23 protein-coding genes are annotated in these 25,151 nt (G+C 27.6%); all 23 read right to left on the bottom strand.

Going from position 1 to position 25,151, the window contains the following annotated elements; all coding sequences use genetic code 11:
- Positions 1-70: 70 nt before the first annotated feature.
- Entirely contained in the window at positions 71-958 is an 888-nt protein-coding gene (gene era / locus BGI42_RS04345) for a GTPase Era (RefSeq protein WP_069679147.1), read from the bottom strand.
- A gap of 541 nt (positions 959-1,499) precedes the next feature.
- Positions 1,500-2,201, bottom strand: a complete 702-nt coding sequence (locus BGI42_RS04340; RefSeq protein ID WP_069679146.1) for a diacylglycerol kinase — start codon at positions 2,199-2,201, stop codon at positions 1,500-1,502.
- Between the two features lie 24 nt (positions 2,202-2,225).
- Entirely contained in the window at positions 2,226-2,726 is a 501-nt protein-coding gene (gene ybeY, locus BGI42_RS04335; RefSeq protein WP_069679145.1) for an rRNA maturation RNase YbeY, read from the bottom strand.
- A gap of 12 nt (positions 2,727-2,738) precedes the next feature.
- Positions 2,739-4,814, bottom strand: a complete 2,076-nt coding sequence (locus BGI42_RS04330) for an HD family phosphohydrolase (protein WP_069679144.1) — start codon at positions 4,812-4,814, stop codon at positions 2,739-2,741.
- A 34-nt stretch (positions 4,815-4,848) separates the two neighbouring features.
- Positions 4,849-5,979, bottom strand: coding sequence for a sporulation protein YqfD (yqfD, locus tag BGI42_RS04325; protein WP_069679143.1), 1,131 nt, complete (start codon positions 5,977-5,979; stop codon positions 4,849-4,851).
- A gap of 2 nt (positions 5,980-5,981) precedes the next feature.
- Complete coding sequence (yqfC, locus tag BGI42_RS04320) at positions 5,982-6,260, bottom strand: sporulation protein YqfC (RefSeq protein ID WP_069679142.1); 279 nt, start codon at positions 6,258-6,260, stop codon at positions 5,982-5,984.
- Between the two features lie 241 nt (positions 6,261-6,501).
- The gene (locus BGI42_RS04315; RefSeq protein ID WP_069679141.1) at positions 6,502-6,951 is read right to left on the bottom strand and encodes a GatB/YqeY domain-containing protein; all 450 of its coding nucleotides are present in this window, start codon (positions 6,949-6,951) and stop codon (positions 6,502-6,504) included.
- A 29-nt stretch (positions 6,952-6,980) separates the two neighbouring features.
- Positions 6,981-7,157 (bottom strand): 30S ribosomal protein S21, encoded by a 177-nt coding sequence (gene rpsU / locus BGI42_RS04310; RefSeq protein ID WP_003371500.1) that lies wholly within the window; start codon positions 7,155-7,157, stop codon positions 6,981-6,983.
- A 136-nt stretch (positions 7,158-7,293) separates the two neighbouring features.
- Entirely contained in the window at positions 7,294-7,638 is a 345-nt protein-coding gene (locus BGI42_RS04305) for a histidine triad nucleotide-binding protein (RefSeq protein ID WP_069679140.1), read from the bottom strand.
- An 89-nt stretch (positions 7,639-7,727) separates the two neighbouring features.
- A complete protein-coding gene (gene mtaB / locus BGI42_RS04300) occupies positions 7,728-9,032 on the bottom strand; it encodes a tRNA (N(6)-L-threonylcarbamoyladenosine(37)-C(2))-methylthiotransferase MtaB (protein ID WP_069679139.1) in 1,305 nt (434 codons plus the stop codon).
- Positions 9,032-9,796: an RsmE family RNA methyltransferase gene (locus BGI42_RS04295; protein ID WP_069679138.1), complete on the bottom strand. Its 765-nt coding sequence runs from the start codon at positions 9,794-9,796 to the stop codon at positions 9,032-9,034. Before BGI42_RS04295 ends, mtaB begins: the two co-directional genes overlap by 1 nt.
- Positions 9,797-9,825: 29 nt before the next feature.
- The gene (gene prmA, locus BGI42_RS04290; RefSeq protein WP_069679137.1) at positions 9,826-10,767 is read right to left on the bottom strand and encodes a 50S ribosomal protein L11 methyltransferase; all 942 of its coding nucleotides are present in this window, start codon (positions 10,765-10,767) and stop codon (positions 9,826-9,828) included.
- Positions 10,768-10,807: 40 nt separating this feature from the next.
- Positions 10,808-11,467, bottom strand: a complete 660-nt coding sequence (gene trmB, locus BGI42_RS04285) for a tRNA (guanosine(46)-N7)-methyltransferase TrmB (RefSeq protein WP_069679136.1) — start codon at positions 11,465-11,467, stop codon at positions 10,808-10,810.
- A gap of 523 nt (positions 11,468-11,990) precedes the next feature.
- The gene (locus BGI42_RS04280) at positions 11,991-13,601 is read right to left on the bottom strand and encodes an IS1182 family transposase (protein ID WP_069679135.1); all 1,611 of its coding nucleotides are present in this window, start codon (positions 13,599-13,601) and stop codon (positions 11,991-11,993) included.
- Between the two features lie 118 nt (positions 13,602-13,719).
- The gene (dnaJ, locus tag BGI42_RS04275; protein ID WP_069679134.1) at positions 13,720-14,838 is read right to left on the bottom strand and encodes a molecular chaperone DnaJ; all 1,119 of its coding nucleotides are present in this window, start codon (positions 14,836-14,838) and stop codon (positions 13,720-13,722) included.
- A 101-nt stretch (positions 14,839-14,939) separates the two neighbouring features.
- On the bottom strand, positions 14,940-16,799 hold the full coding sequence (gene dnaK / locus BGI42_RS04270; RefSeq protein WP_069679133.1) for a molecular chaperone DnaK: 1,860 nt from the start codon (positions 16,797-16,799) through the stop codon (positions 14,940-14,942).
- Positions 16,800-16,876: 77 nt separating this feature from the next.
- On the bottom strand, positions 16,877-17,491 hold the full coding sequence (gene grpE, locus BGI42_RS04265; RefSeq protein WP_069679132.1) for a nucleotide exchange factor GrpE: 615 nt from the start codon (positions 17,489-17,491) through the stop codon (positions 16,877-16,879).
- Between the two features lie 38 nt (positions 17,492-17,529).
- Positions 17,530-18,561 carry a heat-inducible transcriptional repressor HrcA gene (gene hrcA, locus BGI42_RS04260; RefSeq protein WP_069679131.1) on the bottom strand — a complete coding sequence of 344 codons (1,032 nt, stop codon included), beginning with the start codon at positions 18,559-18,561 and terminating at the stop codon, positions 17,530-17,532.
- A gap of 184 nt (positions 18,562-18,745) precedes the next feature.
- On the bottom strand, positions 18,746-19,885 hold the full coding sequence (hemW, locus tag BGI42_RS04255; RefSeq protein ID WP_069679130.1) for a radical SAM family heme chaperone HemW: 1,140 nt from the start codon (positions 19,883-19,885) through the stop codon (positions 18,746-18,748).
- Positions 19,886-20,179: 294 nt separating this feature from the next.
- Positions 20,180-21,982 (bottom strand): translation elongation factor 4, encoded by a 1,803-nt coding sequence (gene lepA, locus BGI42_RS04250; RefSeq protein ID WP_069679129.1) that lies wholly within the window; start codon positions 21,980-21,982, stop codon positions 20,180-20,182.
- A 142-nt stretch (positions 21,983-22,124) separates the two neighbouring features.
- Entirely contained in the window at positions 22,125-22,505 is a 381-nt protein-coding gene (locus BGI42_RS04245; RefSeq protein ID WP_069679128.1) for a hypothetical protein, read from the bottom strand.
- A gap of 267 nt (positions 22,506-22,772) precedes the next feature.
- The gene (locus BGI42_RS04240; RefSeq protein WP_069679127.1) at positions 22,773-23,849 is read right to left on the bottom strand and encodes a stage II sporulation protein P; all 1,077 of its coding nucleotides are present in this window, start codon (positions 23,847-23,849) and stop codon (positions 22,773-22,775) included.
- A gap of 301 nt (positions 23,850-24,150) precedes the next feature.
- Entirely contained in the window at positions 24,151-25,125 is a 975-nt protein-coding gene (gpr, locus tag BGI42_RS04235) for a GPR endopeptidase (RefSeq protein WP_069679126.1), read from the bottom strand.
- Between the last annotated feature and the right edge of the window lie 26 nt (positions 25,126-25,151).

Below are 25,151 nucleotides of genomic sequence, written 5' to 3'. Positions count from 1 at the left end.
GAGTGTTGAAATATAGCCAAATAAAACATATTATATAAACTATATATCAACACATATTTAAAATAACTTCTTATTTTTTCTTATATCCTAATTCTTTTAACAGATTTTGATTATCTCTCCACTCTTTTCTTACTTTAACCCATATTTTAACATTAACTTTCGTCCTTAAAAATCTTTCTAGTTCATATCTTGAAGTCTCACCTATTTTTTTTAACATCTGACCACTTTTACCTATTATTATGCCTTTATGTGAAGCTTTTTCACAAATCAAGTCTACTTCTATATGATAAGTTCCATTATCACTTTGTTTCATTTGAATTATATCTACTGCAATACCATGAGGTACTTCATCCCTTAAACATCTCAAAGCTTTTTCTCTAATTATTTCAGAAACTACAAATCTTTCTGGAACATCTGTTATCATGTCTTCAGGATAATACTTAGGACCTTCTGGTAACTCTTCTTTCATTAGGTTAAGTAATATATCCACATTCTTTCCTTTCATTGCAGATATAGGAATTATCTCTTTAAAATTAAATTCACTTGAATACATTTCTAAACTTTTAGCTACTCTTTCTTGCGTATTTTCATCAATTTTATTTAAAACAAGATATACTGGACACTTTTTTTCTTTTAGTGATTCTAAAATAAATTTATCACCTTTACCTATTTCTTCATCTGGATTAGTTAAAAATAAAACTAAATCAACATCATTAGTTGAATCTTTAGCTGAATTAACCATATATTCACCTAATTTATGCTTTGGTTTATGAATACCAGGTGTATCTACAAATACTACTTGATAATCCTCACCTGTTAATATTGTTTGAATATTATTTCTAGTTGTTTGAGGCTTATTAGAAACTATTGATAATTTCTCCCCCATTATATAATTTAATAAAGTTGATTTTCCTACATTAGGTCTACCAACTATTGTAACAAATCCTGATTTAAACATTGTCTCCTCCTTCTACAACTCAATCATGTTTAAATATTTTAATTAAGTTGTATGTTAATTGTAAATTTAAATTTATCTTTAGATAGTGATTTTTCTAATCTAAAAATTACCTGTATTCATTTATATTATTATTTATTTATTTTATTATTATAACTTCTAAACAGTAAATAAATATACCTTTCTTTAATCATATTATAGTTTACAAATAGTATACTCTATTTATTCTATTATGTATATTATAAATAATAATTAACACTTCTAATATATAAGTTCTAATAAATAATATCCATTATATTAAAACTTCGTTAAAGTTTTTTCGGTATTTAATAAACTTATTATTACTTCTGTAAAAATAATATTGTATTATAATTCTTAAAAAATGACAAATGCTCGTAAAATTTCTAATGATATTTTACAAGCATCTATAATTTATTGGAAATATATACTTTAATTAATCTGAAATTAAATTTTTTTATTATATATTTTCCTCAGCTTTTATTTAACTCTAAAATTTAAAATAATCAGTATCTAATAACTTGTCTCATATTCTAAACACTACAAATATAAACATAGTAAGCAAAATTCCAAAAAGTGCACCTACAATAACCTCTAATACGGAATGAACTTCCGAATCTACTCTACTTTGTGCTGTTATAAGAGCCATTAAATAACTAAGCATAACACATATAGGTTCCTCTGTAATTAAAGAAATAGCTGTTGCGATTGAAAATGCTAAAGCACTATGTCCACTCGGCATTCCCCCTTTTAATGGGGTTCCTTCTCCAAATATTGCTTTTATTATTATTGTAGCTATACAGACTATTACAAGAACAATAAATATTGTATATGGTTCTGATTTTTTTACTTTATTAATTAAGTTATATGAAAAATAAGATAATTTATCCCAAAATATTATATATCCTACTAATACTGCATTAATTGCAGTAACTAATACAGCTCCTGCAGCTGCATTCTTAGCTATTTTAGCTAAAGGATGATAATAATTTGCTTTTAAATCTATTACAGCTTCTATAGCTGTATTAATTATTTCTGCACTTATAACCATAGTAATTGTTATGGCTAATATAAGAAATTCATATTTGGTTACATCAAAGAAAAAACATGCTGTTAATATTAATAATGCTACTATTAAATGTATTTTCATATTACGTTCTGTTCTAACAGTCTCTACAATTCCATTTATAGCATTATTAAAACTATCTAAAACTTTTTTAAATTTCATCTTTATTTTTCACCTGCTTTTATTTTATCTCCTTATATCAAGTGCATTTAATATTTCTTCTTCTCTTTTCCTCATTACTACCTTATCATCATCTTCCATATGATCATATCCTAAAAGATGTAATACTGAATGTACTACCAAATAAGAAGCCTCTCTTTCATAAGAATGATTATATTCCTTACTTTGTTCTAGAGCTCTTTCTAAAGATAATACAATATCTCCAAGAACTAATTCTTCTCCATCAAAATCTGATTTTGAAAAATTATTTTCTTTATAAACTTCCTTAAATACCTTTTTTTCTGGATAATCTAGCATAGGAAAAGATAAAACATCTGTAGCTCTATCTATATTTCTTGTTTCATTATTTATTTTTCTAATTTCTTCATTATCAACAAATAACAAAGATATTTCACTTGGAATATGAACCTCTTCCTCTTTCAATGCAAATTCTATTACTCTTTTTAGATGATTTGTAAATTCATTACTCACCTCTATTTTTTCCTGTCTATTGTCAACATAAATCATCTTATACACTCCCTATAATTTTTCTTTTGGATATTCAACTCTTTGATGGTATATACCATTTAATGCATTTAAAAAACATACTCTTATCTTTTCAATATCTTTAAGTGTTAAATCACAATTAATTAATTGCTTAGAATTTAACTTATCCTTTATTATGTTATTAACCATTTCCTCAATTTTTTCTTTATTAGGTTCTTTTATGGATCTAACTGCCGCTTCAATTCCATCTGCAAGCATCACTATCGCTGCTTCCTTACTACTTGGAATCGGACCTGAATATCTATAGTCTTTCTCTTTTACATCATCAGGATTTTCAGAATTATTTTTCATAGTATAATAAAAATATTTTACCAAAGTAGTTCCATGATGCTCTGCTATAATATCTTGAATTACAAGTGGTAATTTATGTTCTCTAGCTAATTTTAATCCATCTTTTACATGTGATATTATAATTTGTGCACTAAGCTTAGCACTTATCTTATCATGTGGATTCTCTCTACCAATTTGATTTTCTCCAAAGAAATAAGGTCGTTCTGTTTTACCAACATCATGATAATAAGCACCTATTCTAGCTACCACTGTATTTGCACCAACCTCTTCTGCTGCCATCTCAGCTAAATTAGCAACTAGCATACTATGATGATACGTGCCTGGAGCTTCCATAAGTAATTTTTTTAATAATGGATTATTAGGATTAGATAATTCTAATAATTTGATAGCTGTAACTTCATTAAAGGTTCCTTCTAAAAATGGTAATACACCTAAAGCAAGTATTCCTGATACAACTCCCCCAATAACAGAAAATAAACTTATCATAAATATTTCTTTTAAATTACTAGATAGAATTACACCTGTAGATAAAGTTAATATAGCACTAACTACTGATATATATATAGTTGTATATATCAATTCATTTCTTTGCTGCATCTTCTTTAGCATAACACCACCTAAAATAGCATTTATAAATACTAATAACATTACTTGTGGGTTAAATTCAACTAAAGCACTTATTATAGCACAATTAAAGATACTTATTATAATTGAAATTTTATAATTTAAAAGTAATGTAAGCAGCATAGCTCCAAATGCAAATGGGATTAAAAATGGTGAAACTGCACCTATACTTCTGGCTAGAATAAGTGAAATTATATTAATTAAACTAATGAGAATCAACCTCTTATGATTAAAAAATATTTCCTTATAATTTAAATATATATAACTATATTGCAAAAATAGTATAACAACTAAAAATAATGCTAATGATAAATAAACATATATATACTTGCCATTTCCGCCATTATCTAGAAGACCTAATTCATTTATTATAGCAATTTGTTCCGCAGTTACTGGCTCCCCTTCTTTTATTATAATTTGGTTCTTTTTTATTATAACTTTAGAAGTATTTTTTTGAGCCTCTTTTTTCATTTCTTCTGTTTTTTCACCATCATAAAATAAATTTGGATTTATTTGAGATTTAGTTATATCTTTTAATAATTCTTTTAATGGACTTTTTAAATTAAGTTCTTCAATAGAATTCACCGCTTCTTTTTGTGCATTTTCGAGTGCATTTTCATTATTCTCTTGAATATCCTTCTTGTAAATATTATCTATTATATTAACTATTTTCCATTCCAAATCAATTAATGTTTCTTTTGGTGTATTTATTATTTCTTTATATTCACTGTCTGTTAATTCAAATTGTGTTAATTTTTTTAATTCAGTTATTTTACTTGCCTCATCCATATTTGTAGCGTTTAAATTTAAAACCTCATCAAATAAAGATGTTATGTTATCTTCTGCTTGAACTTTTACTTCATTTTTTACTGTATACTGCTTATCAACTTTCTCCATAGCTTCATTTTGTTTTTCTTTTGTTTCTTTTTGATCTATTGTATCTCTTGGTGCTTTTATATCAACTCTAGCTATATCTCCTTCTTGCAAATTAAATTGCTTAGGGGCTATTGCTGTTAAAAGTAAAATATATATTACAACAAATATAGTTATAAACAAAGCTAAGTACTTTGACTTTTTAAACTTTAAATTATCTCGTTTCTTATTATTTTGTTTCTTATTCTTTTTTAAATTCATGTTAATCACCTTCTCATCGTTGACATTGAAAGTATTAAGATATATTTTCTGCTATATCCTGTTCAACCGTAAATATAACCTTTATGCATATTGTATTTTTAGAAATGTTTTCTACATTTACTTTATTATCTATTATTTTAGCATCATTTATTAAATCTTTCTGTAATGATTTTCTTAATTTTTCTACAGTATCTTCTGCAACTTTATCTTTATCTAAATCAACACCTTTTCCTTCTTTTTTAAAATATATCACTTTATTTAATAAACCACCAGTTTCCTCTATTTTATCATAATATTTAAAATCGTTTATAGCTTTTTTTAGATAAATTTTCTTACCCCAAAAATTTAAATAAATATCACTATCTTTTTCTCCAGTTCTTTGAATTTTTTCTCCACTTATTTGTACTTCCATTGACTTTTCATAAAAGGTATTAGCTATTACCTTACCACTTGGTTTAACTTCTTTTTCAAAACCTTCATTGCCTTGTATAGGAAAAATTAAAACATCACCTTTTTTTACTATATCGCCAGGTTTTACAGCTGAATTTCCTGAGAATGTGAATACTCTCTTAACCTCTCCATCCATTTTTGCTAATACCTGTTCTGGCAGTACTTTTTCTATAATTGGTGGATTGACTTTCTCTGCTACTATTATTCTTAATGTAGATCCTTCAATTCTAGCTCTTACCCACATGACCTCTGAATCTAAATCTTCCATCTTTTTTTCTATATTATATACATTTATATCGGATTTTTTCAATCCTGGTTTTATACCTATAGAAGTAAGCTCTTTCCTCACTTCAAATGGTGATAAATTATTTCTAGTTTGTATATCTATAGCCCAGATATAATTAGATAACAAATACAAAACCAATAAAAATAATCCTGCTCCAATACACAATGATAGCTTTCTTTTTATTGATAATAATAAAACTATTATACCACTTTTTCCTACAATTCTAACTTTTCCTTTTGTTCTATTAACCACTTCTTTAACTTCTTTATATGAATCAAATGGTATTTGAAACCTTACTGTAGTTATATTAAGTTTAACTATTTTAGTTACATTTATTCCTCTTTGCCAAAGTATGTTAAATATTTTTTCAGGTATCAGACTATTAACCTCTACTGTTATTTTTCCTATTTTTAATCTATCTAATATCATACTTATCCCTCATAAGATATTCCTCTAAAAATTCCACTTATAGTAATGGTGTTTTCCCCTATGAAAAGTATTTCAAATTTTTCACCTTTTATTATAACAGCACCAATTCTAGAGTTTATTTTTATCATATTATTTTCAAAAGCCATTATACCTTTATGATTTTCTATTGTTATCTCTTTATTTCCTATAACAATAATCTTTGGCAAATCTAAGACAATATCTTTTGGAAATTCTAATTTATCAAGTACTTTTTCTCTTCCTCTTTGAAATTTATCTTCCATATTCTCCTCCTCTATACCCAAATACTCTGCTATTGTAATGTATGATTAAATTTAAAAATTAATTCATTAAAATTCACCATATATTATACCTTGTATAGAAAAGTTTCTTCATTTCTTGATTATTTAATATAATTTCATAAAGAACAAAAAAATCCTTATGTTTAACAAAATATTAAACATAAGGTATTTTTTTGTTATATAAGCTATAAATAATAAAAGAACTCAAAAAAGAGTTCTTTTATTATTTATTTAAATATTCTTTAACAATCTGACTTACAAGTTTATTATCAGCTCTACCTACAATTTTAGGTCTAATAGCTGACATAACTTTACCCATATCTTTAATGCTACTTGCACCCATTTCATCAGCTGAATCTTTTACTATTTGTTTTATTTCTTCTTCGCTTAACTGCTGAGGAAGGTATTCCAACAAAATTTCCAGTTCAGCTTTACACTGATCTACCAAATCTTGTCTGTTTCCCTTTTCGAATTCAAGCATAGATTCTCTTCTTTGCTTAACTTCTTTTGCTAAAATATTAATAACTTCATCATCCTCAAGCTTAACATTATCAGTCTTTTCAACTAATAATATAGCAGATTTAGCTGTACTAATTGTATTAGCTCTAAATTTATCTTTAGCCTTTAAAGAGGCTTTCCAATCTTCTTGAAGTTTTTCCTTAATTGTTGGCATTATTATACCTTCTTTCAAAAGAAACCATCTTATTTAAACTTTCTCTTTCTAGCAGCTTCTGATTTTTTCTTTTTCTTAACGCTTGGCTTTTCATAATGTTCTCTCTTTCTTACTTCTGAAAGAACCCCAGCTCTAGCACACTTCTTCTTAAATCTTCTTAAAGCACTTTCAAGTGTTTCGTTTTCTCCAACTTTAATTTCTGACATTTACTATCCCTCCCTCCGCTAGCTTAAATTAATTAACTCAGCTATGGGCTTTATAACACACGGTATATTATACAATATTAGAATGATTAATGTCAACAATTTAGAATAAAATGTGTAACTAATTATATTATAAATTTTAACCCGGTGGCCATTGCAAATTTCTACCACCTAAAACGTGAAAATGCATATGATTTACTGTTTGGCCACCATCTACTCCACAATTGTTTACTATTCTATATCCACTTTCAGATACTCCAAGTTCTACTACTAATTTATTAATTACTTTAAAAATGTGTGAAACTACATTCATATTTTTTTCATTTAAATCATTAGCACTTTTTACATGTTCTTTAGGAATAACTAAAAAATGAACTGGTGCTTCTGGGTTTATATCATAAAAAGCATACACAAATTCATCTTCATATAACTTTTTACTTGGAATTTCACCTTTAATAATTTTGCAAAATATACAATCTTCCATAAATTCACCTCCTAAAATATGCTACTTAAAAATATAATAACATAGTTAATTATATTTTTTTACTTTTGTATATTTATTATACCAAATAATTACTTTATTTTTCCAACAATATAATTATCATCATAACTTTCTATACTACACTCTACAATTTTTCCTATCATTTCTTCATTAGCATCATAAATTTCAGCTTTTACATAATTTTTTGTATAACCTTCAAAAATCCCTGGCTTATTTGAACATTCTCTTTCTATTAAAACATCCATATCTCTACCAACTATTTTTTTAATAAAGTCTATTTCATTTTCTTTATTTAATTCTGATAATATTTTACTTCTCTTATCCTTAATAGTACCATCTATTTGATTTGGCATTTCTGCTGCTTTTGTTCCTTTTCTAGGACTATATTTAAATAAGTGTACTTTAGTTAATTTTAATTTTTTTAAATAATCATATGTTTCATTAAACTCTTCTTCAGTTTCTCCTGGAAAACCTACTATTAAATCAGTAGTAATTGATACATCCTTAATATTATCTCTTAAAGTTTCAACTGTTTTAGCATATTCTTCTGACGTATATCTTCTATTCATTCTTTTTAAAGTAGTATTACATCCACTTTGAAGTGATAAATGGAAGTGAGGACATAATTTTTTCATATTCTTTATCTTTTTTATAACTTCATCTGTAAAAAATGCTGGCTCAATAGATCCAATTCTAACTCTTTCTATTCCATCTATTTTTTCTATATCTTCAAGTAAGCTTATTAATGTAATGTCAGCTCCTAAATCAACTCCATAAGAAGCTGTATGTATACCGGATAAAATAACTTCCTTAAAACCATGTTGTGCTAATTTCTTTACTTCTTCAATAACCTTTTCTGGTTTTTTAGAACAAGTAGCTCCTCTAGCATATGGTATTAAGCAAAATGTACAAAATCTATTACATCCATCTTGTATCTTTAAAAATGCTCTAGTTTTATCTTGATATTCCTCTATATTAAGTTCTTCAAATTCTTTATTTCTAAGAACTTCATTAACACTTACTTGTATTTCTTTTTCATCTCTAGCTTTGTTAACATAATAAACTACATCACCTTTGTTTCTTGTTCCTAAAACAACATCTACACCTTCAATTTTAGAAACTTCTGCTGGAGCTATTTGTGAATAACATCCAACAACTGCAATTATAGCATTACTATTAGTTCTTCTAGCTTTACTTATTATTTGTCTAGATTTTTTGTCACCCATATTAGTAACTGTACATGTATTTATAACGTAAACGTCAGCAAAATCATCAAATTCAGTAAGACTATAACCTTCTCTTATAAATTTTTCTGTCATAGCTTCTGTTTCATATTGATTAACTCTACATCCTAATGTCGCAAATGCAACTTTCATTAAATATTTCCTCCTAAATCTGCTAATTCATATTGTATTAAAGAAGTAGCTACAAAACCTGCTGTTTCTGTACGCAAAATTCTATTACCTAAAGTTATTATATATGCACCTATACTTTTTAATGATTCAATTTCACCTTCTTCAAATCCACCTTCTGGACCTATTACAACTCCTATATTTTTTATAGAACCCAAGTCTATTTCGTTTTCTCTTAGTTCTTTTATAAGAGTTTTAAATCCAAAGTTTTCTGCATTTTCATAAGGTACTAATATTAAATCTAAATTTTCTAATTTATTTAAAACTTCATTAAATCCAATAACTTCTTTTACTTTAGGTATAATACTTCTTTTTGATTGCTTAGCTGCCTCTAAAGCAATTCTATTCAATCTTTCAAGCTTTTTAAATTCACCTTTTAATTTTACATCTACTCTATCTGTTATTATAGGTACAAATTCTTTCACTCCAAGTTCTGTTCCTTTTTGGACTATTAAATCCATCTTTTGTCCTTTAGGTAATCCTTGAAATAAAGTTATATTTATTTTGCTTTCATTGTTAGTACTTAATTCCTCTAATATATTTACTATTACTTCTTGCTTTCCAACAGATGCAATTTCTCCTAAATATTCTTTTCCTTCACAATTATTTAGTACTACTTTTTCTCCTTCATTTAGACGCAAAACTTTATATATATGTTTTACATCATCACCAAGTATTTTTCCCTCTTTTTCTGTGATATTACATGCTGAAGTAAAAAACTTATGCATAAAAATCTCCTTTATTAACCAATTAAAAATTATTTTAATTTAGCAACTATACAGTTCCATTCTCCATCTTTGTTTATTTCCAGAACTTCAAATCCACATTCATTAAGCTTTGAAGTAACCATATCTACTCTTTCATTTATTATTCCTGAAGTAATAAATAATCCACCTTTATTTAAAGCCTTACTAACATCTCCTGTTAATATACAAATAATTTCAGCTATTATATTGGCAACAACTATATCTGCTTTTCCATCAATTACATCAAGAAGATTTCCTTCTAATATTTCAATATTATCTAAATCATTTAATCCTACATTTTCTTTTGCTGATTCAACAGCCACTGGATCTAAATCAACTCCTAAAGCTAATTTTGCACCTAATTTTGCTGCAGCTATTGCTAAAATACCAGATCCACAACCAACATCAAAAACAGTTGAATCTTTTTTCACATACTTTTCTAATGCTTTAACACACATTCTTGTTGTTTCATGTGTTCCTGTACCAAATGCCATTCCTGGATCTAATTCTACGACCAATTCTCCATTTTTAGGCACATATTCTTCCCACATAGGCTTTACAACAATTTTATCTGTAATATTTGATGGTTTATAGTACTTTTTCCAATTGTTTTCCCAGTCTTCTTCTTTTATTTTATCGCACTCAACTATACCTTTACCTACATTAATTCCCATATCCTTAATTTCTTTAATTTTTTCTTTTGTGATTGAAACTATTTCTTCTAAATTATCATCTTCTGAAAAATATGCTTTAACAACAGCAAATTCACCTTTATGCTCTAATACATTTATATCTGCAAAATCCCAAGTTAATGGTCCTTGATCTCTTGTTAATAAATCATTAGGATCTTCTACTGCAACACCTTGGCTATTTAATCCATAAAATATTCCTGATATAGGTTCTAAAGCTTCACTACTTGTTATTACCTTAACCTCTATCCATACTCCGTTCATATTTAATCACTCCTAAATTTGTTTTATTATGTTAATCTTATTAATCTTCTTTTATAGCTATTAAAAATTTGGTTTTAATTCCTTGCTCCGTAAACATTCTCTCATGTTCAGTTTCCACATTACCTTCAAAACCACTATTATGTAAATCATATGTTATGTATTCAATTCTAAACTTACTTTCTTTAAAATATTCAAGAGATTCTTCAAATAATTCATCATCATCTGTTTTAAACCATATTTCTCCATTTTCTCTTAAAAAGTTTCTATATTGATTTAATTGTCTTGTATGTGTTAATCTTCTTTTCTTATGTTTCTTTTTAGGCCACGGATTGCAGAAATTAATAAAAATTCTACTTATAGTATCATTTTCATCTAACATTTCATTAATTAGCCCTATTTCCTGAGCCATTAATTTTATATTATTTAGCTCTTTATTTTTTTCTTTATATTCTTTTTCTATATTTCTTTTAGCTAAACCTAATACTTCATCTTTTATATCAATGGCAATATAATTAATATTCCCATGTTCAGAACCATGTACTGCTGTAAATACTCCTTTTCCACATCCAAGTTCTAAATAAATAGGATTATCATTGTTAAATACTTTTCTCCATTTTCCTTTATTTTCTTTAGGATTTATTATAAAAAAGTCACAACTTTCAAGTTCTGGTCTTGCCCATGGCTTTTTTCTCATTCTCATTTCTATTCACTCCATCTTTAGCACTAAAATTCACTTTATCATTCATAATAATTATACATATATCAAAATATATTGCAATTAGGCATATAAAAATAAATAACAAGTCAAAATGTAACGGATATTTTGTGAAATACAATAACTTGGTTCTTCTAATAGTTGTGTTATTGTTAGGTTTCAAAAAAGAAGTAGTTCACAAAATAAACTAGTATACTGACTATTTATTTGAATGTGCCTTAGATTAAATTTCGAATAAATATTTTGCTATACATACTTATTGTAACATATAATGATAAAAGCGTTTTTTCTAATACTAAGAAACAAATAACTCAAAAACTAAATTTCATATATTCTGCTTTACTATGCAAAAAGGGGCTGTTGCGAAATGGTTAAATTTTAATCATGAGCGACGCTCCTTTTCGATTTAAATCAATAAATCTCCCAATAATTAAAAGAGGATATAAATTATTGGGAGATTTTTTAATTTTAAACGCACTTAAATAAGCCTACTTAATATATTCCATAATTAGGCAGAGATTTTTAATTCATGAAGATGATTTTGAGTTCTTTCATTTTGGATTTTAGAATGTAATTTATTAATATTAAAACCAAAACAAAGCAAAATAAATTCCGTTTTAACGCTATTTTTTCCACGTGTTAAAAATCTATTGAATTCATAGTCACTTTTTAAAACTCCAAATGCTCCTTCGACCTGAATAGATCTATTCATTCTTAGTTTAGCACCTTTTTCAGTAGTAATATTTTTATAAGATACTTCACGCTTTTCTATAAAAGTTTTTGAAACTTGCATCTTTCTATTTGCTTTCGCTTTCGTACATTTTGCTTTGTAAGAGCAGTTATCACAACTTTCACATTCATATACAGTAACTTCGGCTTCATATCCACTTGCAAACTTTCTATGAATGATTGAAAAAGGTTTTAATTTCTTGCCATTATGACAAGTATAAGTATCTGTTTCTGAATTATATTGCATATTTTCACGTTTGCTTATATCATTTTTAAAACTTCTCTTTTTCCACTTTTCATAAGTTTGTGGTTTTATATATGGGATTTGATTATTACTTTCTAAAAACAAATAATTTTCTTCACTTTCATACCCTGAATCTGCAATTACATTGAGATGTTTACGTCCCAGCTTTTCCTGCATATTGTTCAGCATAGGTATTAGTGTTGCTATATCATTTCTATCTTGAAATATTCCGACACCGGTCACGTATTCACTTTCAACAGCTATTTGTACATTATAACCAGGTTTTAATTGACCATTTCTCATATGATCATCTTTCATATGCATGAAAGTTGCGTCAGTATCGGTTTTAGAATAACTATTTCTTTTTGATAATATTTCCTTGCTTGAATCATATTTTTCTTGTCTTTGCTTGTATTCAATCAATTGTTCTGTCCACTTTTGAATCTTACTTTTTCTTTTTCCAATTCCATGAACAAATTCTATGTTTCTATTTTGTTTTTCTAATGAAAGCCAGTCAAGAATTGCATCAATATTTTCTATCAATGTTTCTTTTCCTATAATAAAGTCTTTTAGCTCTTCAACATTGACATCTTCGATAAGTGCAACTATTTTATCAAACATTTTTTCTTCATTTTTATAAATTGATTTCTTCCAAACAAAAGTATAACGATTAGCATTCGCTTCGATTTTAGTACCATCTATAAATACATTTTCAAATAATATTTCCTTTTGCTCTGCTAAATATTTAACTTGCTGATAAAATAAATCTTCAATTACCTCATTTGAAAGATAATCTTTACGAAATCTACTAATTGTAGCATGATCAGGTGCTTTATAGCTTTGAAGCAACCACTTGAAGTTTATATCTCTTTTGCATGCCTTTTCTATTTTTCTGCTTGAATAAATATTTTGAGAATAAGCATAAGATAATATTTTGAACATGATTTTAGGTTCCACTGCCGGTTTTCTTCCAACGGAAGAGTACGCCTTATACAACTTTGTGTAATTTAATCCCTCCAATACATGGCTTAGCAAGCGGACAGAATCATCTTCTGGTATTAAGTTTTCTAAATTTAATGGTAATATAAGTTGAAAATTATCATTAAATTTATTATAATTTTTAATGTATGATTTGTTTATTAGCATAAGTTAATTATACAACTAATGTGAGTTCTTCGGAATTCACATTTTTTTATTTTCATAAAAAAATGAGCCGCTACAAAACTAACTATGTTAGTTTTGCAACAGCCCCTTTATTTTAAATTTATTTTTTTCTTCCAAAGAATGTTTTCTTAGTGCTATGTGTATTTTCGTCTATTGGTTCTCCACAAGCTTCCATGAAATTATATAAGGCTTCTTTTTGTTTTTGATTTAATCCTTTTGGTATATCAACTATAACCCTTACATATTGATCACCTTTTCCAGTAGAATTAACTCTGGTAACACCTTTACCTTTTAATCTAAATAGTGTTCCTGATTGAGTTCCTTCTGGAACAGTATATTTAACATTTCCCTCTACTGTTTTAACAGTAATCTCTGTACCAAGAGCTGCTTTAGCCATTGATATATGGGTATCTATATAGATATCATTTCCTTTTCTTGTGAATTCTTTTGATGGAGTTACATTTATTCTAATATATAAATCTCCAGGACTTCCCCCTCTTAATCCATGTTCTCCTTGTCCTCTAAGAGGCATAACATTTCCAGTATCAACACCTGCTGGAATATTAACTTTTATTTTTCTTGTCTTTCTAACATTTCCATTACCTCTACAATGTGTACAAGGCTTTTCAATTATACTTCCTGTACCATTACATCTGTCACAAGTTGATGTTGATACAAAACTACCAAGAGGAGTTTGTCTTTGTATTCTTACTTGGCCTGAACCTCCACAAGTTGGACAAGTTTTTTTAGAAGTTCCAGGTTCTGCACCAGATCCATGACAATGTTCACAATTTTCACTTCTATTAACTGTGATTTCTTTTTCAACTCCAAAAACTGCTTCTTCGAATGTTAATGTTAGCGTATATTCAATATCATTTCCTCTAACAGGTCCATTTCTTCTACGTGAACTTGAACCACCAGTAAACATATCAAAAATATCTCCAAAGCCGCCCATATCAAAGCCACCAAATCCACCTGATCCAAAACCACCACCATTGAAGTCAGCAGTTCCAAATTGATCATAATTAGATTTCTTTTCCGGATCAGAAAGTACTTGATATGCTTCATTTATTTCTTTAAATCTTTCTTCTGCTTCTGCATTTCCTTTATTCTTATCTGGATGATATTTAATAGCTAATTTTCTAAACGCTCTTTTTATTTCATCATCACTTGCACCTTTTTCAAGGCCAAGAACTTCATAATAATCTTTGTTTGCCATTTATTAATGTTCACCACCTAGTTTTATTTTCTATCTTAAAGAGGGAAGACGAGCCTTGCCTTCCCTCTCATATTATATTAGATAACTAGAATATAGTAAAACTATTTATCCTCATCTACTTTAAAATCAGCATCTACAACATTATCATCATGTGGTGCTTGTTGTTCTTGTTGTGCTCCACCTGCTGCATTTGGATCAAATCCACCAGCTTGAGATGGATCTCCACCTGTTGCTGCATAAACTTTAGAAGATACAGCATAGAATTCTTGAGTTAATTCTTCAGTAGCTTTCTTTATAGCTTCTAGATCTTCTCCATCTTTTATAGCTTTAAGAGCTTCTATTTTTTCAGTAACTTTAGCTTTATCTTCTGCTGATACTTTGTCACCTAATTCATTTAAAGTCTTTTCAGATTGATATATTAATTGATCTGCATTATTTAAAGTTTCAACTTTTTCTTTTCTCTTCTTATCTTCTTCAGCAAATTTCTCTGCTTCTTTTACAGCCTTATCTATTTCATCATCATTTAAATTAGTTGATGCTGTAATAGTTATATTAGCTTCTTTTCCAGTTCCTTTATCTAATGCTGATACTTTAACAATACCATTAGCATCAATATCAAAAGTAACTTCAATTTGAGGAATTCCTCTTGGTGCTGGAGCTATTCCTGATAAAGTAAATCTTCCTAATGATTTGTTATCCATAGCCATTTGTCTTTCACCTTGAACAACATTTATTTCAACTGATGTTTGACCGTCAGCTGCAGTTGAGAAGATTTGACTCTTCTTAGTTGGAATAGTTGTATTTCTTTCTATTAATGGAGTTGCAATTCCGCCAGCTGTTTCTATTCCTAAAGTTAATGGTGTAACATCTAATAATAATACATCTTTAACTTCTCCTGTTAATACTCCTGCTTGAACAGCTGCTCCCACTGCTACACATTCATCTGGGTTAACTCCCTTTGATGGTTCTTTTCCAGTAAAGTTTTTAACTGCTTCTACAACTGCTGGTATTCTTGTTGATCCACCAACTAATATTATTTTTTCTATTTCATTTATAGAAATACTAGCATCACTTAATGCTTTTTTCATAGGTTCTATACTTCTTTGAACTAAGTCATGAGTTATTTCATTGAATTTAGCTCTTGTTAAATTTAGGTCTATATGTTTTGGACCTGTTGCATCAGCTGTTATAAATGGTAAGTTAATATTTGTTTGCATTGAAGATGATAATTCAATTTTAGCTTTTTCTGCTGCTTCTTTTAATCTTTGAAGAGCCATTTTATCTTGTCTTAAATCAACACCATTTTCAGCTTTAAATGTATCTGCTATATAATCCATGATTTTTTCGTCAAAATCATCTCCACCAAGTTTTGTATCTCCATTAGTAGATAATACTTCAAAAACTCCATCTCCTAATTCTAAGATAGATACATCAAAAGTACCACCACCTAAATCATAAACTAAGATTTTATGATTTGAATCCATTTTATCTAATCCATAAGCTAAGGCTGCAGCTGTTGGTTCGTTAATTATTCTTAACACTTCTAAACCAGCAATTTTCCCTGCATCTTTTGTCGCTTGTCTTTCACTATCATTGAAATAAGCTGGAACAGTAATAACCGCTTGTGTTACACTTTCACCTAAGTAAGCTTCAGCATCAGCTTTTATTTTTTGAAGTATCATAGCTGAAATTTCTTGTGGTGAATAATTTTTACCATCTATATTTACTTTATAAGAAGTTCCCATATGTCTCTTTATAGAGATAATAGTTTTATCTGGATTTGTTATCGCTTGTCTTTTAGCTACTTGACCTACTAATCTTTCACCATCTGCTTGGAAAGATACTACTGATGGAGTAGTTCTTGCTCCTTCTGAATTTGTTATAACAACAGGTTCTCCACCTTCCATAACTGCAATACATGAATTAGTTGTACCTAAATCAATTCCTATTATTTTTCCCATAATATATTCCTCCTACATTCGGTTTAATTTATTGTATATTTATTTGAATATTAGCCTCTTTTTTATAGGCAAGTTAATTAATTAGCTACTTTAACGACTGTATATCTAATTATTTTGTCATCTTTCTTATATCCTTTTAAGAATACTTCTGCTATTTGATTTTTTTCAAAATTTTCATCTTCTATATGCATTACTGCTTGATGAAAATTAGGATCAAATTCTGCTGATGCATCTATTTCTTCAATACCTAATTTTTCAAAAGAACTTTGGCAAGATTTCATAGTCATTTCTACACCTTTTTTAAGATCTTCAAGACTTCCTTCTGCCGTTACAGCTCTTTCAAGATTGTCTAGAACAGGAACTATTTCCTTAATTACATCTACACATGCATCTGAGTATATTCCTTGTTTTTCTTTAGTTGTTCTTTTTCTATAATTATCATACTCAGCAGTAACTCTTAATAATTTGTCATTTAAAGATTGTATTTCCTGCTTTAACTTTTCATTTTCTTCTTTATATTTTTTTGCCATGCTAAGTTCATCCTCTTCTTCATTTAAAGGTTCTTCAGAAGTTTCATTATCTAAATTTTCTTTTTCGTTCTCATTATTTTCAATATTATCTTCTTTTTTTTCTTCTTCAATAACATCTTCAACAACTTCTTCATTCTTTAAATTTTCATCGTTATATTCCATTTCTGAAATTACACCTCTTCTCTTTATTGATTGTAAAATTAATTACGTTGATTATTTAATATATTATTTAACTCTTTCACAATTTCAGCCATTATAGCTATAACTCTAGAATAATCTATTCTTCTAGGTCCTATTAGTCCAATAGTTCCAATAGGTCTATTTCCTAAAGAATATTCTGCAGCTATTATACTACACTCTTTAGCTTGAGGCTGATAATTTTCTTCACCTATTCTAATAGTTATATCTGCATTAGTTTTAAGTAAATCCCTTAATGAATCTTTGTCATTAAGAAGAGACAACATTGCCTTAGCTTTTTCAATGTCATTATACTCTGGATAATTGAATATATTTGTAGCACCTTCCATAATTAAGTCAGGTGAATCTGCTGCATTTTTCAATGTTTCATATAACGGAGTTAAAAGAGCATTAAATAAGTCATCATACCCTTTTAAATCTTCCTTTAACTTATTAATCACTTGTAAATTTATCTGATCTATACAAAGATTTACAAGTCTTCTATTAATAACTGTATTTATCTTATTTAACTCTTCTATTGTTGGAGCACACTTAACCCTTATTATATGATTTTTTATTACTCCTGTATCTGTTATTATTACTGACACTAATGTAGTGTTATCAACTTTCATTAATTGAAGTGATTTTATAAAACTTTTTTTAACTGATGGAGCTTGAACTACACAGGTTAAATTAGTAAGTTCTGATAATAATGAACTTGTTTGTCTAACTATTTTATCTACTTCTAACATTGCTGAATCTATAATATATTGTTTTATTCTTAAGTCTTCTTCTGGGGTTAATAATTGATTTTCCATTAGTTTATCAACATATAATCTATACCCCTTACTTGATGGAATTCTACCTGATGAAGCATGAGGTTGCTCTAAATAACCCATATCTTCAAGATCTGCCATCTCATTTCTAATAGTTGCAGATCCAACCCCTAGATTATACTTCTTAGCAATAGTTCTAGAGCCAACTGGATCTCCAGTATGAATATAATCATTGATAATAGCTTGAAGTATTTTTATTTTTCTATCATCAATAGTCATAATCTCACCTCTTTTGTTAGCACTCACTATCTACGAGTGCTAATGACTATGTTTTTAATATAGTATTTATCATGCTTTTTGTCAATTGCATTTATATTTGATATATACATTTTCACTTCTTTTATTTAATTCTTTTTCGTTTTTTCTCTAATTTTCTCTTTTTTACTTTGATTTACTATTAAATTTATATTATAAAATCACTCATAACACTATTAGATAGTTCTATTCCATGGGGTGTTAGATATATTCTACCCTCATTGCGTACTAATAATTCTCTTTTGATATTTTTAACAATAATTAAGCCATATACTTCATCTATATCTTTTTTAAATCTAGCTTTAAATTCTTCTTCTTCTATTCCTTTAATCATTCTAAGCCCCATAAACATAAATTCTTCCATGTTATCATTAATATTATTTATATAAATTTCTTCATTCACACTTTTATTATTATCTATATTTTCAATATAATTCTCTATATTATCTATATTTTTTATTCTTTTTCCATTAATATAAGAACTAGATGAGACACCAAGACCTAAATATTCTTTTAATGTCCAATATACTTTATTATGATAACACTCCTTTCCTTCCTTTGAAAAATTAGAAATTTCATATTGATAATATCCATTTTCTTTTAATATCTTCCTAGCTAATAAATACATCTCTCTTTCTTCATCTTCAGATGGTAAATTTAACTTATTCTGATTATATAAATTGTAAAAGCATGTGCCTTCTTCTATTATTAAGCTATATGCAGATATATGTTCTGGATTAAGTTCCACTATTTTATTTAATGCGTTTTTCCAATCTTCTAAGCTTTGATTTGGAAGTCCAAACATTAAATCTATATTTATATTTTTAAATCCTATTTTTCTTGCTAATAAATAGTTATTTTCAAATTCTTCAAAAGTATGTATTCTTCCAATTTCCTTTAATATAGATTGTTTAGTAGATTGAAGTCCCATACTTAATCTATTTACATTATATTTTTTCATTATTTCCAATTTTTCTTCAGTTAAACTTCCTGGATTACATTCTATAGTAAATTCTAAATCTTTCTCTAAGTTTAAAGTATTTATACACTTTAAAAGTTTTTTTAATTCTTTTTCATTTAAATATGAAGGGGTACCCCCACCAATAAATATACTTTTAATTTTATAGTGATTAACTTTAGATTTAATCTCTTCATTAAGAGCATCTATATATTTACTAATAAATTTTTCTTTTCCTGAATATGAAGGAAAATCACAATATAAGCATTTTTGCTTACAAAATGGAATATGTATATATAAAGACATTTCTTTTAAAAATAGTTCTTTCATCTTTTCTCCTCCTAATTAATACTTTTTAATATTTTAAGTTGGCTATATTTTAATAATTATTTAAAATATAGCCTTTATACAAAAAAAAGCTGACACATTTGTCAGCCTTTTTTATGTGTAAATTTAAAATTTTCTAACACACATTCAAATAAATAACTAGTCAGTATGCCCGTTTATTTTGTCAACAACTTCCTTCTTAGAACCTACTAATAGCACAACTATTAGCAATACCCAAGTCATTGTATTTCATAAAATATACGTCACATCTTCTACTTGGTATTTATTTTCATATATCTAATCAACTTTTAATACGGCCATAAACGCTTCTTGTGGCACTTCAACAGATCCAACCTGTCTCATTCTCTTTTTACCTTCTTTTTGTTTTTCAAGTAATTTCTTCTTTCTTGAAATATCGCCACCATAACATTTAGCTAATACATCTTTTCTCATAGCTTTTACAGTTTCTCTTGCTATAATCTTTGAACCAACTGCAGCTTGAATTGGAATTTCAAACATTTGTCTTGGAATTATTTCTTTTAATTTTTCAGCTATAGCTCTTCCTTTACTGTAAGCTCTCTCATCTGGTACTATCATTGATAAAGCATCTACTACATCACTATTTAATAAAATATCAAGCTTAACTAATTTAGTTGTCTTATACCCCTTAAATTCGTAATCTAATGATGCATATCCTCTAGTTCTAGATTTTAATGTATCAAAGAAATCATAAACTATTTCATTTAGTGGCATATCGTAAATTATAACAGCTCTAGTTTCTTCTATATATTGCAAGTCTATATAAATTCCTCTACGTTCTTGATATAATTCCATAACAGCTCCAACATAATCAGTTGGTGTAATTATAGATGCTTTTACTACAGGTTCTTCCATATAATCTATTTCTGTCATAGGAGGTAAATTAGTTGGATTTGTAATATCTAACACTTCTCCATTTGTCTTAGTAACCTTATATATAACAGATGGTGCTGTTGTAATTATATCTAGATTAAATTCTCTTTCAATTCTTTCTTGAATTATTTCCATATGTAATAATCCTAAGAATCCACATCTAAAACCAAAGCCTAAAGCAATTGATGTTTCTGGTTCAAAATTTAAAGCTGCATCATTTATTTGTAATTTTTCTAATGCTTCTTTTAATTCATCATACTTAGCTCCATCTACTGGATATATTCCTGAATAAACCATAGGTATTGCTGGTTTATATCCTAGTAACGCCTTTTCTGTTGGTCTATTAGCTTCTGTTATAGTATCTCCAACTCTTGCATCTCTAACATTTTTTATTGATGCTGTTATATATCCAACATCTCCAGCACTTAACTCTGATACCGGAAGAGAGCTTGGAATAAATACTCCTACTTCTGTTACATCATAAACCTTATTAGTTGCCATAAGTTTTATCTTATCACCTATTTTTACTTTACCATCTAGTATTCTTACAATACATACAACACCTTTATAGCTATCATAATAAGAATCAAATATTAACGCTTTTAATGGTGCTTCTTCATCACCAGCTGGTGGTGGTAAAGTTTCAACTATATTTTCTAAAACCTGCTCTATATTTAATCCAGTTTTTGCTGAAATCATAGGTGCACTTTCAGCCTCTATACCTATCACATCTTCAATTTCTTGTTTTACCTCTTCCGGTCTTGCTGAAGGTAAATCAATTTTGTTTATAACCGGTGAAATTTCTAAATCATTATCTAAAGCCAAATAACAATTTGCTAAAGTTTGGGCTTGAATTCCTTGAGTTGCATCAACTACTAATAATGCTCCTTCACATGCTGCTAAACTTCTAGAAACTTCATAGGTGAAATCTACATGTCCTGGAGTATCAATAAGATTAAATATATATTCTTCTCCATTTTCTCTTCTATAAACTAGTCTTGCAGCTTGAGATTTTATCGTTATACCTCTTTCTCTTTCTATTTCCATATTATCTAAGATTTGCTCTTCCATTTCTCTCTTAGTTAATGTTCCAGTTGTTTCAAGTAATCTATCTGCAAGTGTTGACTTACCATGATCGATATGTGCTACTATTGAAAAATTTCGTATATATTTTTGTCTTTCACTCATATATATAACTATCTTAATAAGATAGTTTAGTCACCCCCATTGTATTTAAATAAAGCCTTTTATTTTTTCAAGTGCCTAAATTATATCATACATGTATTTGATATTTCTATATAAAACTTTCTCAAAGCCTTTTATCTAAATATTATTCTTCAGATTTATGAACAAAATTATACGCATTTTCTTTTAATCCCGTAAAATTAATGCTGATTTTATTGAACAATTTCTTCAACTTTTTAGTGAAAATTGATTCTTCATTTATTATTAAATCTTTATTACCTATTCTAATTAATAATTGTTTGTTACCTTCTTTATAAATTTTAACTTGCGAATTATCTTTTATAAAATTTGAAAAATCTTCTCCAAACTCTTCCTTAACTAATTTATAATTTTGATTTGTATTTCCAAGTGGAGATAAAGATTTTGTATTAATTATATTTATTTTTATAAGTCCACCAATTACAATTAGAATTAAAAATATTAATGGTAATACTTTTTTTAATAGCCAATGTTTTTTTTCTCTCATTTCAAAAGACCACCTTTAGATATATTTATCTAAATAATGGTCTTATTTCATTAATATTATTCATTATTTTTCACTTTGCTTTAGGCATATTCAAATAAATAACTAGTCAGTATAATAATTTATTTTGTGAATTGCTTCTTCCTTAAAACCTACTAATAGCACAACTATTAACAAAACCCAAGTTATTGTGTTTCACAAAATATCCATCGCATATTTAACTTGTTATTTATTTTCATATGCCTTAAATGTCTTTATATATAAAACTTCTTATCTATTTAATATTTCAGCAAGTACTCTAGCCATGCATCTTGCTGTAACTTTTGCTTCTTCAATTGAATTTACATTAGAACCCATTTCAAAAAGTATACTTCCATCACTTTTACTTTGATTAAATGCATTTTTTCCTCTAGTATAAGTTAGTATTTTTCGTGTTAATCCCGGAAATAATTCATTAGTCTTATTAAATACTCTTTCTGTCAACTCTTTATTTTTCTTATATCTTGTACTATTTTTAGCATTTACAAACATAATTTTAGCAGCATTATTTCCTTGTACTTTTGTAGTCATTGCATCTTTATTAGGTACAGAATCTCTATGCAAATCTAATATAATTTTAAAATCACCATATTTTTTCAAATATTTATCTACAGTTTCACTTGACCTTTTATAACTATCATTATATGAAACACTATGATTTGTCTTATCATGTATTACCGAAATTCCATAATTCTCTTCTAATTCTTTTGCTAACACATCTCCTGCACCAACTACATTAGCATTTTCATCAGTAGTATCAGGAGCACCACCAGGAGCTTCTGCATACCCCTCTGTTGTATGAGTATGATAAATTAAGACCTCTGGTTTTGATGCATTTAATTGTTTCTTCAAAGAAGGATCATAAATTTTATTGTTTAAAGATTTTTCCTTAGAAGAAAATTTTAATATACTATCTTCATTTACACTAAATTGATTAAAAGTTACTTTAGACTCTTCTTTATCTCCAATATTATAAAAAAATCCTACTTCACTTTTTAATATATTTTTATAAGTTAAGCAATCCAAACCAACAGCTTTTAAAACAACATTTTCTAATGATAAATTATTTTCTGCATAACTTTCTTCATTATAAACTTGCTCTTTTACTAATGGCATACCTAAATTTAATAATTGAACATAGGCATACCCACCTCTTTCATTACAGTTTTTTAAAATATTACCAACTCTAAAAAAAAATATTAGTATTATAATAATTAAAAATATCATTCCACCATTAACTCCTGAAAGAAGCTTAATTCTTGTATTCTGTTGTTTAAAACTTTCTCTTCTTGGCGTAATTTTATACAAGTTAATCCCCCCTTGCTTCTTTTATATTTATATTATTAAATTTACATAATTATTATATTTATTTATAAATTTATTAACTTTAAGAAAATATAAAAAATCGACGGCTCCACAGTAGCCTTGGCGATTTTTTACGTATCAGCCTTTTCGAACGTATGTAAGAAAAATCTGGCAGGTAAATATATTTTCTTTTTATTATTTAAGTTTTATTTCTTAATCTTTACGCAAAAATATAATCTAGGTTATCCAAAGATTTAAAAAAATATAATTTCTTAAAGAATAAAAAAGTGGCTTAGCCACTTTTTTAATTTAAAAATTTATTTATATCTTCCATTTCCATATCAGGTTGAAGAGACATATTTATTCCATTTGATATAATTTTAGATAAAGCTTCTACAATCATATCCACCTCTTTTGGTGCTACTATCAATTCGCCAACATTAGCAGATAAAACTTCTTTTATAAGAAGCTTCTTTTCTGATTTGTCAATATCTTTTAGCATATTGTAAAATTCTTTTCCAGATGAAACCTTACTTATTAATTCATCTATTACTAGATCTATAGAATCACTTGCTATTGTTGCAGCATCAACAACGGTAGGAACACCTACTGCTATTACTTTTACTCCTAAAGTTTTCTCACTTATTTCCTTTCTGTTATTTCCAACACCTGCACCTGGTGATATTCCTGTATCTGATATCTGGATAGTTCTATTAACTCTTTCTATATGTCTTGATGCTAATGCATCTATACAAATTACTATATCTGGTTTGACTTTATCTACTAATGACTTTATAATTTCTCCTGTTTCAATCCCTGTTATCCCCAACACTCCTGGTGCTATAGCACATACTGATCTTACTGTATCATCCATCACCTCTGGCATAACAACCTCTAAATGCCTAGTAACCATTATTTTCTCTGCAACCTTAGGACCCAAAGCATCTGGTGTTACTTGCCAATTTCCAAGACCAACTACTAATGCAGTTTGTTTTTTTTCCAAATTAATAAGTCTCTTAAGTATTTTTCCTAAAACTTTAGAAACATCATCCATTATTCCACCATCATATACTGTAAATTCAGGAATATCTATTGTTATATAATTTCCTATAGGTTTCCCTATTTTTTTAGCTCCCTCTTCATTTTTTACTTTTACAGTTGTAAATTTTATTTCTCCTTCTCTTTCTTCTTCTGCAACAACTCCATCTATTTCTCTATTATGTTTCTTTATATACATTTCTCTTGATTCAATAGCTAAATCTGTTCTAACATCCATTATTTCATTACCTCCATCTCTATTTATGT

Source organism: Clostridium taeniosporum, assembly GCF_001735765.2.
In the GTDB taxonomy this organism is placed as follows: Bacteria; Bacillota; Clostridia; order Clostridiales; family Clostridiaceae; genus Clostridium; species Clostridium taeniosporum.
This window is presented reverse-complemented; position numbering and strand designations above follow the sequence as displayed.

What these genes read in the sequence shown, in the direction of transcription:
- mtaB (WP_069679139.1), bottom strand. Translation starts at nt 9,032, where the DNA reads ATGAAAGTTGCATTTGCGACATTAGGATGTAGAGTTAATCAATATGAA.
- hemW (WP_069679130.1), bottom strand. Translation starts at nt 19,885, where the DNA reads ATGAAAGAACTATTTTTAAAAGAAATGTCTTTATATATACATATTCCA.
- BGI42_RS04280 (WP_069679135.1), bottom strand. Translation starts at nt 13,601, where the DNA reads ATGCTAATAAACAAATCATACATTAAAAATTATAATAAATTTAATGAT.
- grpE (WP_069679132.1), bottom strand. Translation starts at nt 17,491, where the DNA reads ATGGAATATAACGATGAAAATTTAAAGAATGAAGAAGTTGTTGAAGAT.
- BGI42_RS04245 (WP_069679128.1), bottom strand. Translation starts at nt 22,505, where the DNA reads ATGAGAGAAAAAAAACATTGGCTATTAAAAAAAGTATTACCATTAATA.
- BGI42_RS04340 (WP_069679146.1), bottom strand. Translation starts at nt 2,201, where the DNA reads ATGAAATTTAAAAAAGTTTTAGATAGTTTTAATAATGCTATAAATGGA.
- BGI42_RS04330 (WP_069679144.1), bottom strand. Translation starts at nt 4,814, where the DNA reads ATGAATTTAAAAAAGAATAAGAAACAAAATAATAAGAAACGAGATAAT.
- ybeY (WP_069679145.1), bottom strand. Translation starts at nt 2,726, where the DNA reads ATGATTTATGTTGACAATAGACAGGAAAAAATAGAGGTGAGTAATGAA.
- lepA (WP_069679129.1), bottom strand. Translation starts at nt 21,982, where the DNA reads ATGAGTGAAAGACAAAAATATATACGAAATTTTTCAATAGTAGCACAT.
- dnaJ (WP_069679134.1), bottom strand. Translation starts at nt 14,838, where the DNA reads ATGGCAAACAAAGATTATTATGAAGTTCTTGGCCTTGAAAAAGGTGCA.
- yqfD (WP_069679143.1), bottom strand. Translation starts at nt 5,979, where the DNA reads ATGATATTAGATAGATTAAAAATAGGAAAAATAACAGTAGAGGTTAAT.
- trmB (WP_069679136.1), bottom strand. Translation starts at nt 11,467, where the DNA reads ATGAGAATGAGAAAAAAGCCATGGGCAAGACCAGAACTTGAAAGTTGT.
- dnaK (WP_069679133.1), bottom strand. Translation starts at nt 16,799, where the DNA reads ATGGGAAAAATAATAGGAATTGATTTAGGTACAACTAATTCATGTATT.
- rpsU (WP_003371500.1), bottom strand. Translation starts at nt 7,157, where the DNA reads ATGTCAGAAATTAAAGTTGGAGAAAACGAAACACTTGAAAGTGCTTTA.
- hrcA (WP_069679131.1), bottom strand. Translation starts at nt 18,561, where the DNA reads ATGACTATTGATGATAGAAAAATAAAAATACTTCAAGCTATTATCAAT.
- BGI42_RS04315 (WP_069679141.1), bottom strand. Translation starts at nt 6,951, where the DNA reads ATGCCAACAATTAAGGAAAAACTTCAAGAAGATTGGAAAGCCTCTTTA.
- prmA (WP_069679137.1), bottom strand. Translation starts at nt 10,767, where the DNA reads ATGAACGGAGTATGGATAGAGGTTAAGGTAATAACAAGTAGTGAAGCT.
- yqfC (WP_069679142.1), bottom strand. Translation starts at nt 6,260, where the DNA reads ATGGAAGATAAATTTCAAAGAGGAAGAGAAAAAGTACTTGATAAATTA.
- BGI42_RS04305 (WP_069679140.1), bottom strand. Translation starts at nt 7,638, where the DNA reads ATGGAAGATTGTATATTTTGCAAAATTATTAAAGGTGAAATTCCAAGT.
- era (WP_069679147.1), bottom strand. Translation starts at nt 958, where the DNA reads ATGTTTAAATCAGGATTTGTTACAATAGTTGGTAGACCTAATGTAGGA.
- BGI42_RS04295 (WP_069679138.1), bottom strand. Translation starts at nt 9,796, where the DNA reads ATGCATAAGTTTTTTACTTCAGCATGTAATATCACAGAAAAAGAGGGA.